At 66.5% G+C, this 13,395-nt stretch carries 13 protein-coding genes and 1 tRNA gene; 9 read left to right on the top strand and 5 right to left on the bottom strand.

Translation table 11 applies throughout. The features are described from left to right. Window positions 1-228: 228 nt before the first annotated feature. Entirely contained in the window at window positions 229-1,452 is a 1,224-nt protein-coding gene (locus ACZ1I5_RS02870) for a TCR/Tet family MFS transporter (protein ID WP_465172234.1), read from the top strand. 44 nt (window positions 1,453-1,496) lie between these two features. Here ACZ1I5_RS02870 and ACZ1I5_RS02865 read toward each other — a convergent pair whose 3' ends face one another. The 3 genes from ACZ1I5_RS02865 to ACZ1I5_RS02855 form a co-directional block, all read right to left on the bottom strand. Further along, window positions 1,497-1,829: a hypothetical protein gene (locus ACZ1I5_RS02865; protein WP_465172233.1), complete on the bottom strand. Its 333-nt coding sequence runs from the start codon at window positions 1,827-1,829 to the stop codon at window positions 1,497-1,499. Then, complete coding sequence (locus ACZ1I5_RS02860) at window positions 1,829-2,314, bottom strand: hypothetical protein (protein WP_465172232.1); 486 nt, start codon at window positions 2,312-2,314, stop codon at window positions 1,829-1,831. Before ACZ1I5_RS02860 ends, ACZ1I5_RS02865 begins: the two co-directional genes overlap by 1 nt. 95 nt (window positions 2,315-2,409) lie before the next feature. After that, entirely contained in the window at window positions 2,410-3,024 is a 615-nt protein-coding gene (locus ACZ1I5_RS02855; protein WP_465172231.1) for a glutathione S-transferase family protein, read from the bottom strand. Between the two features lie 64 nt (window positions 3,025-3,088). Here ACZ1I5_RS02855 and ACZ1I5_RS02850 point away from each other — a divergent pair, with 64 nt between their 5' ends. From ACZ1I5_RS02850 to ACZ1I5_RS02830, 5 genes are all read left to right on the top strand, one after another. Next, complete coding sequence (locus ACZ1I5_RS02850; RefSeq protein ID WP_465172230.1) at window positions 3,089-4,615, top strand: class I adenylate-forming enzyme family protein; 1,527 nt, start codon at window positions 3,089-3,091, stop codon at window positions 4,613-4,615. Next, complete coding sequence (locus ACZ1I5_RS02845) at window positions 4,612-5,388, top strand: thioesterase family protein (RefSeq protein ID WP_465172229.1); 777 nt, start codon at window positions 4,612-4,614, stop codon at window positions 5,386-5,388. Before ACZ1I5_RS02850 ends, ACZ1I5_RS02845 begins: the two co-directional genes overlap by 4 nt. A gap of 144 nt (window positions 5,389-5,532) precedes the next feature. Beyond that, complete coding sequence (locus ACZ1I5_RS02840) at window positions 5,533-6,261, top strand: hypothetical protein (protein WP_465172228.1); 729 nt, start codon at window positions 5,533-5,535, stop codon at window positions 6,259-6,261. Between the two features lie 90 nt (window positions 6,262-6,351). Next, a complete protein-coding gene (locus tag ACZ1I5_RS02835; RefSeq protein WP_465173881.1) occupies window positions 6,352-7,071 on the top strand; it encodes a response regulator in 720 nt (239 codons plus the stop codon). A gap of 38 nt (window positions 7,072-7,109) precedes the next feature. Next, window positions 7,110-8,417 (top strand): sensor histidine kinase, encoded by a 1,308-nt coding sequence (locus tag ACZ1I5_RS02830; protein WP_465172227.1) that lies wholly within the window; start codon window positions 7,110-7,112, stop codon window positions 8,415-8,417. Here the strand turns inward: ACZ1I5_RS02830 and ACZ1I5_RS02825 are convergent. After that, on the bottom strand, window positions 8,398-9,330 hold the full coding sequence (locus tag ACZ1I5_RS02825; protein ID WP_465172226.1) for a LysR family transcriptional regulator: 933 nt from the start codon (window positions 9,328-9,330) through the stop codon (window positions 8,398-8,400). The genes ACZ1I5_RS02830 and ACZ1I5_RS02825 overlap by 20 nt on opposite strands. 99 nt (window positions 9,331-9,429) lie before the next feature. On the opposite strand from ACZ1I5_RS02825, the gene ACZ1I5_RS02820 reads away from it, so the two are divergent. Further along, complete coding sequence (locus ACZ1I5_RS02820; RefSeq protein WP_465172225.1) at window positions 9,430-10,221, top strand: SDR family NAD(P)-dependent oxidoreductase; 792 nt, start codon at window positions 9,430-9,432, stop codon at window positions 10,219-10,221. Window positions 10,222-10,379: 158 nt separating this feature from the next. After that, a complete protein-coding gene (locus ACZ1I5_RS02815) occupies window positions 10,380-12,260 on the top strand; it encodes an ABC-F family ATP-binding cassette domain-containing protein (RefSeq protein ID WP_465172224.1) in 1,881 nt (626 codons plus the stop codon). A gap of 37 nt (window positions 12,261-12,297) precedes the next feature. Here the strand turns inward: ACZ1I5_RS02815 and ACZ1I5_RS02810 are convergent. Further along, a tRNA-Leu gene (locus ACZ1I5_RS02810) sits at window positions 12,298-12,382 on the bottom strand. A gap of 446 nt (window positions 12,383-12,828) precedes the next feature. Here ACZ1I5_RS02810 and ACZ1I5_RS02805 point away from each other — a divergent pair. Beyond that, window positions 12,829-13,332, top strand: a complete 504-nt coding sequence (locus tag ACZ1I5_RS02805; RefSeq protein WP_465172223.1) for a Ros/MucR family transcriptional regulator — start codon at window positions 12,829-12,831, stop codon at window positions 13,330-13,332. Window positions 13,333-13,395 lie beyond the last annotated feature (63 nt).

Genomic DNA, 13,395 nt, shown 5'->3' with positions numbered 1-13,395 from the left:
AAAGCGCCCAGGTGCGTGCCTCCGACCTCCTCGGCGCGTTGGGCGGAACCGCGCGACAAGGGCGCGCGATTAATCCGAAATGGCCCGAAAAACAGCGGTTTTTGGAGACAATTGATGCCCCCCTGCCCCCTTGCCCCGCCGTGCGACCTTGTGCATGTTCGGTGAATGTTCCGCCGGCGCCCGCGCGTCAGGAAAATTGTGGGACGCGAGCGATCCGGAGGGGAGTGAATGCGCTTCGAACATCGTGCCGTGCCCATCGTCCTTGCGGCCGTACTGATCGACACGATCGGTTTCGGCATCGTCATGCCGGTCTTCCCGCACCTCATCACCAGCATCGGCCATGTCGACCTCGAACAGGCGACACGGATCGCCGGCTATATGCTGGTGGTGTTCGCGGTGATGCAGTTCTTCGCCGGGCCAGTGCTGGGCAATCTCAGCGACCGCTTCGGCCGGCGTCCCGTGCTCATCGCCTCGATGCTCGCCTTCGGCATGGATTATGCGCTGATGGCCTGGGCCCCGACGCTCGCCTGGCTGTTCCTCGGCCGCGCCATCGCCGGCGTCGCGGGCGCGGTCTACAGCCCGGCCAGCTCGGTGCTGGCTGACGTCACCCCACCCGAAAAGCGCAGCGGCGTGTTCGGGCTGATCGGCGCGGCGTTCGGCATCGGCTTCATCATCGGGCCGGCGATCGGCGGACTGCTCGCCGATTTCGGCCCACGCGCGCCGTTCGTCGCCGCCGCGATCCTGGCGCTCGGCAACGCCCTGGTGATGATCGTCGCCATGCCCGAGACGCTCGCGCTGGAGAATCGCCGTCCGTTCAGGCTGCGCGATGCCCATGTCGTCGGCGCGTTCCGCCCGCTGTTCCATGCCGGCAACGCCGCGCCTCTGCTCGCGGCCTGGTTCGTGTGGCAACTCGCGCACATGGTCTATCCCTCGACCTGGGCCTTCTGGGCCGCGATCCGCTTCGACTGGGACGCCAAGGCAATCGGCTGGTCGCTCGCTTTCGTCGGGCTGGTCATGGCGCTGGTGCAAGGCGGCCTGACCGGCAAGATCATCGCCCGCATCGGCGAACGGCGAGCCCTTGTCGTCGGCCTGCTCTCGGCAGGCATCGCCTTTCTCGCCTTCGCCTTCATCACGCAGAGCTGGCAGGCTTATGTCCTGTTTCTGGTCGGCGCCCTGTCCGGCCTGATCTTCCCCGCGATGAACGGCCTGCTCTCACGCATGGTGGACGCCTCGCACCAGGGCGCGCTGCAGGGCGGCATCGGCAGCATGGGCAGCGTCTCGTCGATCCTCGGGCCGCTGCTGCTCACTCAGGCGCTGGCGACCGGGGTCGACCATGGCTTCCCGGGCGCGGCGTTCCTGCTGGCCGCAATCCTCTCCTTCCTGTCGCTCGGCATCCTCATGTGGAAAGTGCTGGATCGCGTGCCGCTGCCGGAAGCGAAAACCGCGATCTGAAAAAATCAAATTCCCCACTGTTCGGGAGGAGGTCTGATCGCGCCCTATAGCAGCGCGAAGCCCAGCGCCTTGTTGACCGTATCGCGTACCACGCTCACCCCCGCGTTGATCGCCTGCTCCGCCGCGAGGATGCCGATCCCCTTCACCGCCAGCAACATGGTCCGCGAGGTATTCTTCTGGATGTCGAGCTTCAGCCGCGCCTCTTCCGCGTCGATGATGCCCGACGCGTAGAGCTCGGCGATCTGGCGGATCGAGATGGCGATCTTCTCCGCTTCGTTCTTCGCATAGATCGCGGCGGTCTTGCCGCCCCCGACCAGCACCGCTGCCATCGCATTGCCGATCTCTCCGGTCAGCGCCCCTACGTCGATCTGCGCCATCAATTTCCTCCCGGTGCCATGCCGCGCTGCTTGGCCTTTTCCAGCATCAGGATCGCGCCGGTCGACTGCGCGAGCCCATTGAAGTCGGGCTCGAGGATTTGCGCGCTCATGCACTGCTCGGTGCCCTGCCGCGTCTGCTCGCGCCGCTTATGCTCCGCCTCGAGCGCGCTGAGGCTGTCCTCGAGCAGGCCGACCATCTGGATGGTCTGGCTGTTCTGCGCGAACACGCCGACATGGACGCGCAGGTCCTCGATATCGGCGTGCGCCTTGCGGTAGAAACCGGTCTGGCGCGAATAGACGCAATCGGGCGTGCCATAGCTGTAGAGCAGAGCCTGGCGCTCGGCCGAAAAGCTGCTCTGCAACGCCGAGACCATCTGCTCCGTCTGGCTGTCATAGGGCGCCATCAGGGTCACGGTACAGGCGCCGAGCGACAGCGCGGCCAGGCTCGCCACGATGCTGGCAAAACGTCGGCGACCCTGAGCCATTTAGCACCTCCCCGAATGTGCCGGAGCGCGACCTTATGGCGCGGCACCCGGGCTGTCGATGACAGCTACAGCCGGTCAGGTTGCAATCCGCCCGCTCACGCCCGGGCGCTTGGTCGGGCGGAAACGCGCTCATGCCAGGCGCGGAGATTCGCCTGATCCTCAGGGATCGCGATCCCGACAAAGCCGGCGAAGTCGACCACCGACAACAGCACGATATCCGCCATCGAATAGCTTTTCCCGTCCAGATAGTCCCGGTCCGCCAGCGCGCGGTCGAACTCGCGCATCGCGCCGGTCACGCGCGGCCGCTGGCTCTCGCCGAACTCGGTATATTGCGGCTTCACCACGCGTGCGGTGAAGGGATGGCAATGCGCCCACACCATCGACAGTGGCACCATCAGGCGCAGCTCGGCGCGGCGGGTCCACATATCGACCTCGGCCATGCCCTGCGGCCCCTCGCCGAACATCGGCGGTTCGGGGTGCATTGCCTCGAACAGGCGGCAGATCGACACGCTTTCCGTCAGCACGTCGCCATTGTCGAGCTTCAGCGCGGGGATTTGCCCCAGCGGATTCACCGCGAGGAAATCCGGCCCCTTATGCTCCCCCGCGACGATCGACAGGGTCTCGCTCGGCACGCTCAGTCCCTTTTCGGCGAGATAGATGCGCACCCGGCGCGGATTGGGCGCCGGATTCACCGCGTCGTAGAACAGCATCGGCATCCTCCTTTTTCGAAGATTGCGTATGGCATTTGCGGCGCGCCTCGCATAGCGGCGTCTCATGACAGCCGCTGATATGCTCGCGAGTGATTTCGCGACCCTGCCCGACCTGATCCGAGCGCATGCGACCGAGCAGGGCGGCAAGACCGCCCTTGCCGCGATCGAGGGCAGCATCGACTATGCGACGCTCGACGCGCTGATGGACCGGGTCGCCGCGGCGTTGCAGCGCGACGGCGTGGCGCAGGGCCAGGCGGTGGCGATCGTCGCGGCTTCGCGCATCGAGTATGGCGCGGTCTTTCTCGGCGCGCTCCGGGCCGGTTGCGTCGCCGCGCCACTCGCCCCGTCTTCCACGCCGGAATCGCTCGCCGCGATGATCGCCGATTGCGGGGCGCCGATCGTATTTGTCGACGACGAGGCCGCCGCAGCGCTGGCGGGCCGGGACATCACGGCAAAGGTCGTTCACTTCCCTTCGTTTGAAGACTGGCTCGCTCCCGAGGGTTCAAGCCCCTCCCCGGTCGCCATCGCGCCCGAAGACGGCTTCAACATCATCTATTCCTCCGGTACCACCGGCACGCCCAAGGGCATCGTGCAGAGCCACGCGATGCGCTGGGCGCATATCCATCGCAACGCCTCGGCCGGTTTCGGCGAGGCGGTGACGATGATCGCGACGCCGCTCTATTCCAACACGACATTGGTCAGTTTCCTGCCGACGCTCGGCTGGGGCGGCACCGCGGTGCTGATGACGAAATTCGACGCACGCGGCTTTCTCGAGCTTGCCCAGGCCAATCGGGCGACTCACGCCATGCTCGTGCCCGTCCAGTATCAGCGGATCATGGCGCTGCCCGATTTCGGCGGTTTCGACCTGTCGTCCTTCCGGCTGAAGACCTGCACAAGCGCGCCCTTCTCCGCTGCGCTCAAGGCCGATGTCATCGCCCGCTGGCCCGGGCTCCTGGTCGAATATTACGGCATGACCGAAGGCGGCGGTACCTGCCTGCTGGTCGCCAACCAATATCCCGACAAGCTCCACACCGTCGGCAAACCGATAGAGGACCATGACATCCGCCTGATCGACGATGACGGCAACGAGGTGCCGCAGGGCGAGATGGGCGAAGTCGTCGGCCGCTCGCCGGCGATGATGACCGGCTATCACGGCCGCTCCGACGCGACGCGCTCGGCCGAATGGTTCGACGCCGAGGGCCGCCGCTATATCCGCCACGGCGATGTCGGCCGCTTCGACGCGGATGGCTTCCTGACCTTGCTCGATCGCAAGAAGGACCTGATCATCTCGGGCGGCTTCAACATCTATCCGACCGATCTCGAAGCCGTGCTGGCACAACACCCCGCCGTCGCTGATTGCAGCGTGATCGGCATGCCGTCCGACGCCTGGGGCGAGACGCCGGTCGGCTTCTATGTGCCGCATACCGGCGTGGATGCCGGCACTGCCGAGATCCTCGCCTGGACCAATGCCCGGCTCGGCAAGACCCAGCGCCTGTCCGCGCTCCACGCGATCGACGAACTGCCGCGCAGCGCGATCGGCAAGGTGCTGAAACGCGCGCTGCGCGATCGCCTGGCGGAGAAGGCGCTGTGACCCCGATCGCCGACATCCTCGCCGCCGGCACGCCGATCGAGGGTGGATTCCGCACCAGCATCCCGGCCGACTGGCTGCAGGGCCGGACCAGCTATGGCGGCCTGTCCAGCGCGCTCGCGCTTCACGCGGCGCAGGGCATCGAGCCGGATCTGCCCCCGCTTCGCTCAGCCCAGATCGCCTTTATCGGCCCGCTCTCGGGCGCGGTGAGCGTCACCGCGACCAGGCTCCGCCGCGGCCGTAACGCCGCTTTCATCCAGGCCGATATCGTGTCGGACGCCGGCCTCGGCTTCCGCGCGACCTTCGTCTTCATGTCGGACCAGCCCTCGCGGATCGATCTCGATGGCCGGCTGCAAAGCGCCAGGTGCCCGCCCGCGCCTGATGCGACGCTCTATACCGGGCCCGACGAGTTCTTCACCGGCAACTTCAACTTCCTCGACCTGAAGGAAGAGGCGACGGGCGACGCGGAATGGCTGCGCTGGGCAAGGCTGCGCGCAGCCGAGGGGCTCGATCCGATGGTCCATGTGCTCGCCGTCGCCGATGCCCTGCCGCCCGCGGCATTCAAGCTGCTCGGCAAGCAGCCCGCCCCGATCAGCTCGCTGACCTGGATCGTGAACCTGCTCACCCCGGCACCCGCGACCACCGATGGCTGGTGGCTGCTCTCGGCGCAGTCGGATTATGCGCGCAACGGCTGTTCGAGCCAGGCGATGACGATCTGGAACGCCGACGGCCAGCCAATCGCCCAGGGCATGCAGAGCGTCGCGATCTTCGCGTGATTTTTCCTCCCCGGCACGGGGAGGAATTAAAGCTGCGACAAATTGCGACACTTTCGCGCTTCGCTGACATAGCCGCGCGACACCCGTGAGCGAAAACCCCGATCATAGCCGGCGGGACCGGGCAATCACTCGAAGGAACAAGGTATGCGTAACTATCTTCTCGCCCTCGCTCTGGCGGGCACTGCCATCAGCGGTGCCGCGTTCGCGGGGCAGAATGGCGGCGCCATGCGCGCCGACGCCGGCAAAATGGATACCAACGGGGACGGCACCATCTCGCGCGCCGAATTCATGGCGCGATCGGATCAGCGCTTCGCCCGGCTCGACGCCAATGGCGATGGCGTGATCTCGGGCGACGAACTGCCCGGCCGCGGCCGGCTGGTGGCGGGCACCGACACGGACAAGGACGGCAAGATCACCAAAGCGGAATTTTCGGCCCAGGCCGCCGCGCGCTTCGCGAAGCTCGACGCCAATGGCGACGGCAAGATCTCGCCTGACGAAATGAAGGCGATGGGCGAGCGCATGCGCGAAGGCCGGGGCGGACGGGGCGGCGGCATGATGCCGCCGCCCGGCGCTCCGGGGGCCCCCGGCATGATGGGCCGCCACGGCGGTCATGGCGGGATGATGGCCCGTCTGGACACCGACCATGACGGCAGGATCAGCCATGCCGAGGCAATCGCCCAGGCCGAAGCGCGGTTCGCGAAGACGGATGCCAATCATGACGGCTTCATCGACAAGGCCGAGATGGAATCGGCGCGCGACAGCATGAAGCAGCACATGGGCAGGATGCGAGGCCATGCGTGGCATCGCCCCGGCGGCCCCGGCACGCCTCCCCCTCCGGGTGCCGACGCGCCCAAACCAGACGCCGGCCAGTAATTCCCCGACTGGCCTGGCTGCCGGGCGGGTTTTCCCCCTTGCCCGCCCGGCATGTTCCAAAGGCAACCGATCATGCTAGACGCCGACATCATGGGAGAAACGCCACACCTGCTGCTGGTCGATGACGAGCGCTCGATCCGCGAGCCGCTCGCGCAATATCTGACCAAGCAGGGTTTTCGCGTGACTCAGACGGGCGATGCCGAGGCAGCGCGCACGCGCCTTACGGCCTATGCGATCGATCTGGTCATCCTCGACATCATGATGCCGGGCGAGGACGGATTGAGCCTCTGCCGCCATATCCGCGAGACGAGCGAGACCCCCGTCATCCTGCTCACCGCGCGCAGCGAGGAGACCGACCGGATCGTCGGGCTGGAGATGGGCGCCGACGATTATGTCGTGAAGCCCTTCTCGCCGCGCGAACTGGCCGCCCGGGTCAAGGTGATCCTGCGCCGCGCCGCCGCCGGCGGCACGCGCCAGCACGCGCCCGACACCGGCTCCTTCGCCTTTTCCGGCTGGGTGCTGAAATCGGGCGAGCGCGCCCTGGTCGACCGCGAGGGCGTGTCGGTGCCGCTCTCGACTGGCGAATATAATCTGCTCCACGCGCTGGTGACTCGCCCGCGCCAGGTGCTGACGCGCGACCAGCTGCTCGACCTGACTCAGGGCCGCGAAGCCGCCGCGTTCGACCGCGCGATCGACAATCAGGTCAGCCGCCTGCGTCGCAAGATCGAGACCGATCCGAAGAATCCCGATCTGATCAAGACGGTCTGGGGCGGCGGCTACACGCTCGCCGCCGAAGTCACCCGCCTGTGAGGCATATCCGGCTGTGGCCGCGCAATCTTTCCGGGCAGATGGTGCTGCTGATCGCGATCGCGCTGTTCGTGGCGCAGGCGATCAACTTCGCGATCCAGCTGCAGGACCGGCGCGCCTCCCGCTACGATCAGGCCACCGGCCCCGCGGTCGCCCGCATCGTCGATGCGGTCGAGCGCAGCAATCGTGGCGGTCCCTTCGACGGTAGCCGTCGCGGCGTGCGCAAGGCCGACCTCTCGCCCGTCAACCCGGCAGGCGAGCATCAGCCGATCGTCGAGCAGGGATTGCGCACCGAACTGGCGGAAGCCGGGCTGAAAGTCGGGCGGATCGAAACTGAAGTCCGCGCGATTCACAAAGGCGATCGCCGATCGCGCCGCTGGGGTCCGCGTTTTTCGGAACGCATGGTCAAGATGGGTGGCGAGCTGGTCATCGCGGTCGAACAGCCCGGCAAGGGCTGGCTCGTGCTCAGCGCGCCATGGCCCCGCGCCGAAGCCTTTCTGGTCTGGCGTCTGATCTGGCAGACGCTGGTGCTGTACGCGATCATGCTGATCCCGGTGCTGTGGATCGGCCGGCGCATCTCGCAACCGCTGCGCAGCCTCGCCGCCGCCGCCCGCAATTTCATGCCCGGCGAAGTCGATGTGCCGGTCGAGGAACGCGGCCCGCAGGATCTGCGCGACGTGATCGCCGCGTTCAACGCGCTGCGCCTGCGCGTTTCGGCGATGCTCGACGAGAAGGACCGGATGCTCGGCGCGATCGGGCATGATCTGCGCACCCCGCTCGCCGCGCTGCGCGTGCGCATCGAATCGGTCGAGGACGATACCGACCGGCTGAAGATGGCCGACACGATCGAGGAGATGAACCGGACCCTCGACGACATCCTGTCGCTCGCCCGCCTCGGGCGGCCGAGCGAAGCGCTCACCGAGGTCGATCTGGCCGCCCTGGTCGATGCCGTGGTCGAGGATTTCCGCGATCTCGACCATGACGTGACCTTCGAGGAAGCCGACCGGCTGAGGATGCGGCTGCGCCCGTCGCTGATCCGGCGCGCGGTGCGCAATCTGATCGAGAATGCGGTCAAATATGGCGTATCAGCCGAAGTTCGGGTCGTGCCCGGCGACCGCGAGGTCTCGATCGTGGTCGCCGATCAGGGCCCGGGCATTCCGCCCGAACATCTCGGCGACGTGTTCGACGCCTTCACCCGGCTCGAGACGTCGCGCAACAAGGAGACGGGGGGCATCGGACTCGGCCTCGCGCTGGCCCGCGCCATCGTGCGCGAGGCGGGCGGCGACATCACGCTGGTCAACCGCCCGGAAGGCGGGCTTGACGCGACGATCACCCTGCCCCGGCGCTGACGGGCGCAAGCAGCGGCACGTCCCGCAACTCCTCGACGAGGTGATCGATGAACACCCGCACCCGGTGCGGCAGGATGCCGCCGCCGACATAGACCGCGCTGACCACTTCCATGTCGCCCGGATTAAACTCTTCGAGCAGCGCGACCAGCCGACCCGCCGCGATCATCTCCGCGACATGGAACAGCCCGATCCGGGCGATGCCGACGCCGGCCAGCGCCATCTGCCGCATCGTCTCGCCATTGTTGAGTTGCAGGCTGCCGGTCACCGGCTGGTCGATGATCCCCTCGTCGCAGCGGAACGGCCAGGTCGTGCGCGGTCGGCGGAAATTGAACGTCAGGCAATCATGCCGCGCCAGATCCCGCGGGTGCTCGGGCGTGCCGTGCCGCGCGAGATAGGCGGGGGACGCGGAGATCATCCGGCGGCTCTCGCCGAGCTTGCGCGCCATCAGCCCGGAGTCGGGCAGATTGCCCATGCGGATCGCCACATCGGTCCGCTCCGCCAGCAGGTCGACCACATCGTCGGTCAGGTTGAGATCGACCACTACCTGGGGGTGCTTCGCCAGGAAAGTCGCGACCGCCGGTGCCACGAACATCGTCCCGAACGGCAGGGAAGCGCTGACCCGCAGCCTGCCGCGCACCGCCCCGCCCGATGCCTCCTGGTCGGCATCGTTCAGCTCCTGCAGGATGCGCATCGCCGCGCGGTGATAGGCCTCGCCCTCGTCGGTCAGGCTCAGCGCACGCGTCGTGCGCACCAGCAGCCGCGCGCCGAGCCGCTCCTCCAGCCGGGCGATCAGCTTGCTCACCGCCGACGGCGTCAGGTCGAGCGTGCGCGCCGCTGCGGAGAAGCCGCCCTCGGCGACGACCCGCACGAACACCTCCATCTCGCCCGATCGTTCCATCTGGATGCGCGGCATTGATGATTTCCAGTCACAGATGCTGATCTGCTTCTGGACATAGTAGAAACCAGGCGTCACGCCTAGATCACTTCCAACGAAACCCCGTGGAGACTCATCATGGACCTGGAACTCACCGACAAGATTGCCCTGGTAACCGGCGGCACCGGTGGCATCGGCCTTGAAATCGCCCGCTCGCTCTCGCTCGAGGGCGCCGTGGTGACCATCACCGGCCGCTCGCAGCAGAAGCTCGATGACGCGATCGCCGACATCAACGCCTCTGGCGGCAAGCCCGTCGCCGGCGTGATCGCCGACGTCGCGACCGCCGAGGGCGCCGCGGCGGTGACGGCGGCGCTGCCGACCGTCGACATCCTGATCAACAATCTCGGCATCTATGAAAGCAAGGCATTCGGCGACATCAGCGATGCCGACTGGGCCAACATCTTCGACGTCAACGTGCTGAGCGGCGTCCGCCTGTCGCGCGCCTATCTGCCCGCCATGCTGGAGCAGAACTGGGGCCGGATCATTTTCATCTCGAGCGAATCCGGCCTCGCCGTGCCGCAGGACATGATCCATTACGGCATGACCAAGACCGCCCAGCTCGCCATCGCCCGCGGCCTGTCGCAGCTGACGCGCGGCACCAACGTCACGGTCAATTCGGTGCTGCCGGGGCCGACCCGGTCGGACGGCGTCGTCGAATTCCTGCGCAGCCAGGCGTCCGATCCCGCCGCGTCGATCGACCAGATCGAAACGGAATTCTTCCGCGACGCCCGCCCCTCCTCGATCATCCAGCGCATGATCGAAGCAAAGGAGATCGGCGACATGGTGGCCTATATCGCCAGCCCGCGTGCCTCCGCCACCAACGGCGCCTCGATCCGGGCCGAGGGTGGACTGGTCAACACGATCGCCTGACCTTCTTCTGCCCCCCTCCCGCTTGCGGGAGGGGTCGGGGGAGGGCCTGTCCTCCTCCACTGAACTCCGCTTATGCGGACAAGCCCTCCCCTAACCCCTCCCGCAAGCGGGAGGGGAAGTGCTTCTAATATGCTGCGCTGCATGATAGTGGCGCCCGCATGCTGAATATCAACGGTATCACGGTGCGCCTCGGCGGGCGCACGATCCTCGACCGCGCGACGGCAACCTTGCCGCCGAAAAGCCGTGTCGGCCTGATCGGCCGCAACGGCGCGGGCAAGTCGACCTTGATGAAAGTGATGATCGGATCGATCGAGGCCGACGAGGGCGAGATCGAGATGCCGCGCAAGACGCGCATCGGCTATCTCAAGCAGGAAGCGCCGAGCGGGAAGACCACGCCGATCGAGACCGTGCTCGCCGCCGATACCGAGCGCGCCGCGCTTCTCAAGGAAGCGGAGGATTGCCACGATCCCGACCGGGTCGGCGAAATCCACGACCGGCTGATCGCGATCGACGCCTATACCGCCGAGGCGCGCGCCGCGCGTATCCTGGTCGGCCTCGGCTTCGACGAGGAAATGCAGGGTCGCCCGATCGACAGCTATTCGGGCGGCTGGAAGATGCGCGTCGCGCTCGCCGCCCTGCTTTTCTCCGAACCAGACCTGCTGCTGCTCGACGAGCCCTCGAATCATCTCGATCTCGAAGCGACCCTGTGGCTCGAGAATTTCCTCAAGGCCTATCCGGCGATGATGGTCGTCATCAGCCATGAGCGCGACCTGCTCAACAATGTCGTCGACACCATCCTTCATCTCGAGGGCGGCAAGACGGTGATGTACACCGGCGGCTATGACAGCTTCGAGCAGCAGCGTGCCGAACGCGCGGCTCAGCTCGCCGCCGCCAAGGCATCGCAGGATGCGCAGCGCGCCAAGCTGCAGGACTATATCGCCCGCAACAGCGCGCGCGCCTCGACCGCGAAACAGGCCCAGTCGCGCCAGAAGATGCTCGCCAAGATGCAGCCGATCGCGGCGATGGCGGAGGATCCGACGCTGTCCTTCGACTTCCCCAGCCCGGAAGAGCTGCGCCCACCGCTCGTCACGCTCGACATGGCCGCGGTCGGCTATACCGAGGGCAATCCGATCCTGCGCCGCCTCAACCTGCGGCTCGATCCGGACGACCGCGTCGCGCTGCTCGGCCGCAACGGCAACGGCAAGACCACGCTTGCCCGCCTGCTCGCCGCGCAGCTCACCCCGATGGAAGGCGAGATGACCGCATCGGGCAAGATGCGCGTCGGCTATTTCACCCAGTATCAGGTGGAAGAGCTCGACACGACCGATACGCCGCTCGAACATATGACGCGGATGATGAAGGGCATGTCGCCCGCCGCGGTCCGCGCGCAGCTCGGCCGGTTCGGCTTTTCGGGGCAAAAGGCGACGACCAAGGTCGGCAGCCTGTCGGGCGGCGAGCGCGCGCGCCTCGCTTTGGCGCTGATCACCCGCGACGCGCCGCACATGCTGATCCTCGACGAGCCGACCAACCATCTGGATGTCGACGCGCGCGAGGCGCTGGTCCAGGCGCTCAACGCCTATGACGGCGCTGTGGTGATCGTCAGCCATGACCGCCACATGATCGAGCTGACCGCCGACCGGCTGGTGCTGGTCGATGGCGGCGCGGCGACCGAATATAATGGCAGCATGGAGGATTATATCGCCTTCGTGCTCTCCAGCGACGGCGCTACCGGCGGCGGCGGTGCCGCCAAGGCCAAGGTCAGCAAGAAGGACGAACGCCGCGCCAGTGCCGAGGCACGCGAGAAGAGCGTCGCGCTGCGCAAGCGGGCGCACGAGGCGGAGGCGCTGGTCGCCAAGCTCTCCAAGCAGCGCAGCGCGATCGACCGGGCGATGTTCGATCCCTCGACCGCCGAGCCATGGCTGTCCAGGATGAACATGAGCGAGCTGATGAAGCAGCGCGCCGATGTCGCGGCGAAGCTCGAAGCGGCCGAAGCCGTGTGGCTGGCGATCAGCGAGGAACTGGAGACGGTGGAGGCCTGACCTTCGGGCCTGATCCCGAGCCGATCCTCGAAAAATTTGGTGCGGGCGGTCGGAATCGAACCGACACTCCTTTCGGAACCGGATTTTGAGTCCGGCGCGTCTACCAGTTTCACCACGCCCGCACGATCCCGGCAAGACCGGGAGAGCGCGCAGTTAGCCGGGCGCCGCCGCGATTTCAACCCGCGCGCTGCCGCACGCTGCGCTGGTGTCGTCGCCCGACCGGACACGCCCCGCCGCGCGACAAATTCCGCCGATCTCCGCTCATTTGGCGCAAGATGAAGTTTCGTTCATCTTTCTTTCAGATAGTTGGCCTGCCCGCCCAGAGATCAGCCTGAAAATACCAAGCAACCGGCAAGTGTCCGCGCAGAAGTGCCGAGAATTATGGTCGACCGGGCGCTATCGTCGTCGCCATCAACCTTGATCTGCACACGCGCCGTGCAGGCAGTAATATGCACCGGTTTGTGTCTGTGACGAACTCGCCATCATGCGGTGCAGAACAATTGTTGTATTGCTGTTGACGCCACCCGTAATCGCGCTAATGAGCAATATATCCAGTTTGGAGGTAATTATGGCTGACGACACTTCAGATCTCAACGCAACCGAGCTCGCGACCGAGCTGACCATTGCGTGGCTTGGCAATCCCAACAACCGGGTGTCCGCCGACGAAGTGCCGGCCTTCCTCCAGAAGATGCATGCCACCGTGACCGCACTCGCAAGCAGCGCCACAGAAGACGCGGCGCCCGAAGCTGCGACTGAGCATGTGCCCGCCGTGACCGTGCGCAAGTCGCTGGCGTCGAAGGATCACATCATCTCGCTGATCGACGGCAAGCCTTACAAGACTCTGCGCCGTCATCTGTCGGGCCATGGCCTGACCCCGGACGATTACCGTTCGCGCTACGGCCTCAAGGCGGATTATCCGATGGTCGCCGAGACCTATTCGGAGGCGCGCCGCGCCATGGCCAAGAAGATCGGCCTCGGCCGCAAGCCCGGCCCGCTCAAGGCTCCGGCCACCGCGTCCGATGCGCCGGCGGCTCCCAAGGCACCGCGCGGCCGGCCGAAAAAGACCGTTTGAGTTTTACCCGACGCGCTGAAAGGGCGGGCAACCACATGGTTGCCCGCCCTTTTCGTGTCACGG

The sequence above is a fragment of the Sphingomonas sp. BL-S-30 genome (assembly GCF_055521475.1).
The sequence above is the reverse complement of the archived record's forward strand: the minus strand, read 5'-3'. Positions and strand labels throughout refer to the sequence as shown.

Coding starts and splice junctions, on each gene's coding strand:
- ACZ1I5_RS02870 (WP_465172234.1), top strand. CDS start 229: ATGCGCTTCGAACATCGTGCCGTGCCCATCGTCCTTGCGGCCGTACTG.
- ACZ1I5_RS02865 (WP_465172233.1), bottom strand. CDS start 1,829: ATGGCGCAGATCGACGTAGGGGCGCTGACCGGAGAGATCGGCAATGCG.
- ACZ1I5_RS02860 (WP_465172232.1), bottom strand. CDS start 2,314: ATGGCTCAGGGTCGCCGACGTTTTGCCAGCATCGTGGCGAGCCTGGCC.
- ACZ1I5_RS02855 (WP_465172231.1), bottom strand. CDS start 3,024: ATGCTGTTCTACGACGCGGTGAATCCGGCGCCCAATCCGCGCCGGGTG.
- ACZ1I5_RS02850 (WP_465172230.1), top strand. CDS start 3,089: ATGACAGCCGCTGATATGCTCGCGAGTGATTTCGCGACCCTGCCCGAC.
- ACZ1I5_RS02840 (WP_465172228.1), top strand. CDS start 5,533: ATGCGTAACTATCTTCTCGCCCTCGCTCTGGCGGGCACTGCCATCAGC.
- ACZ1I5_RS02835 (WP_465173881.1), top strand. CDS start 6,352: ATGGGAGAAACGCCACACCTGCTGCTGGTCGATGACGAGCGCTCGATC.
- ACZ1I5_RS02830 (WP_465172227.1), top strand. CDS start 7,110: ATGGTGCTGCTGATCGCGATCGCGCTGTTCGTGGCGCAGGCGATCAAC.
- ACZ1I5_RS02825 (WP_465172226.1), bottom strand. CDS start 9,330: ATGCCGCGCATCCAGATGGAACGATCGGGCGAGATGGAGGTGTTCGTG.
- ACZ1I5_RS02820 (WP_465172225.1), top strand. CDS start 9,430: ATGGACCTGGAACTCACCGACAAGATTGCCCTGGTAACCGGCGGCACC.
- ACZ1I5_RS02815 (WP_465172224.1), top strand. CDS start 10,380: ATGCTGAATATCAACGGTATCACGGTGCGCCTCGGCGGGCGCACGATC.
- ACZ1I5_RS02805 (WP_465172223.1), top strand. CDS start 12,829: ATGGCTGACGACACTTCAGATCTCAACGCAACCGAGCTCGCGACCGAG.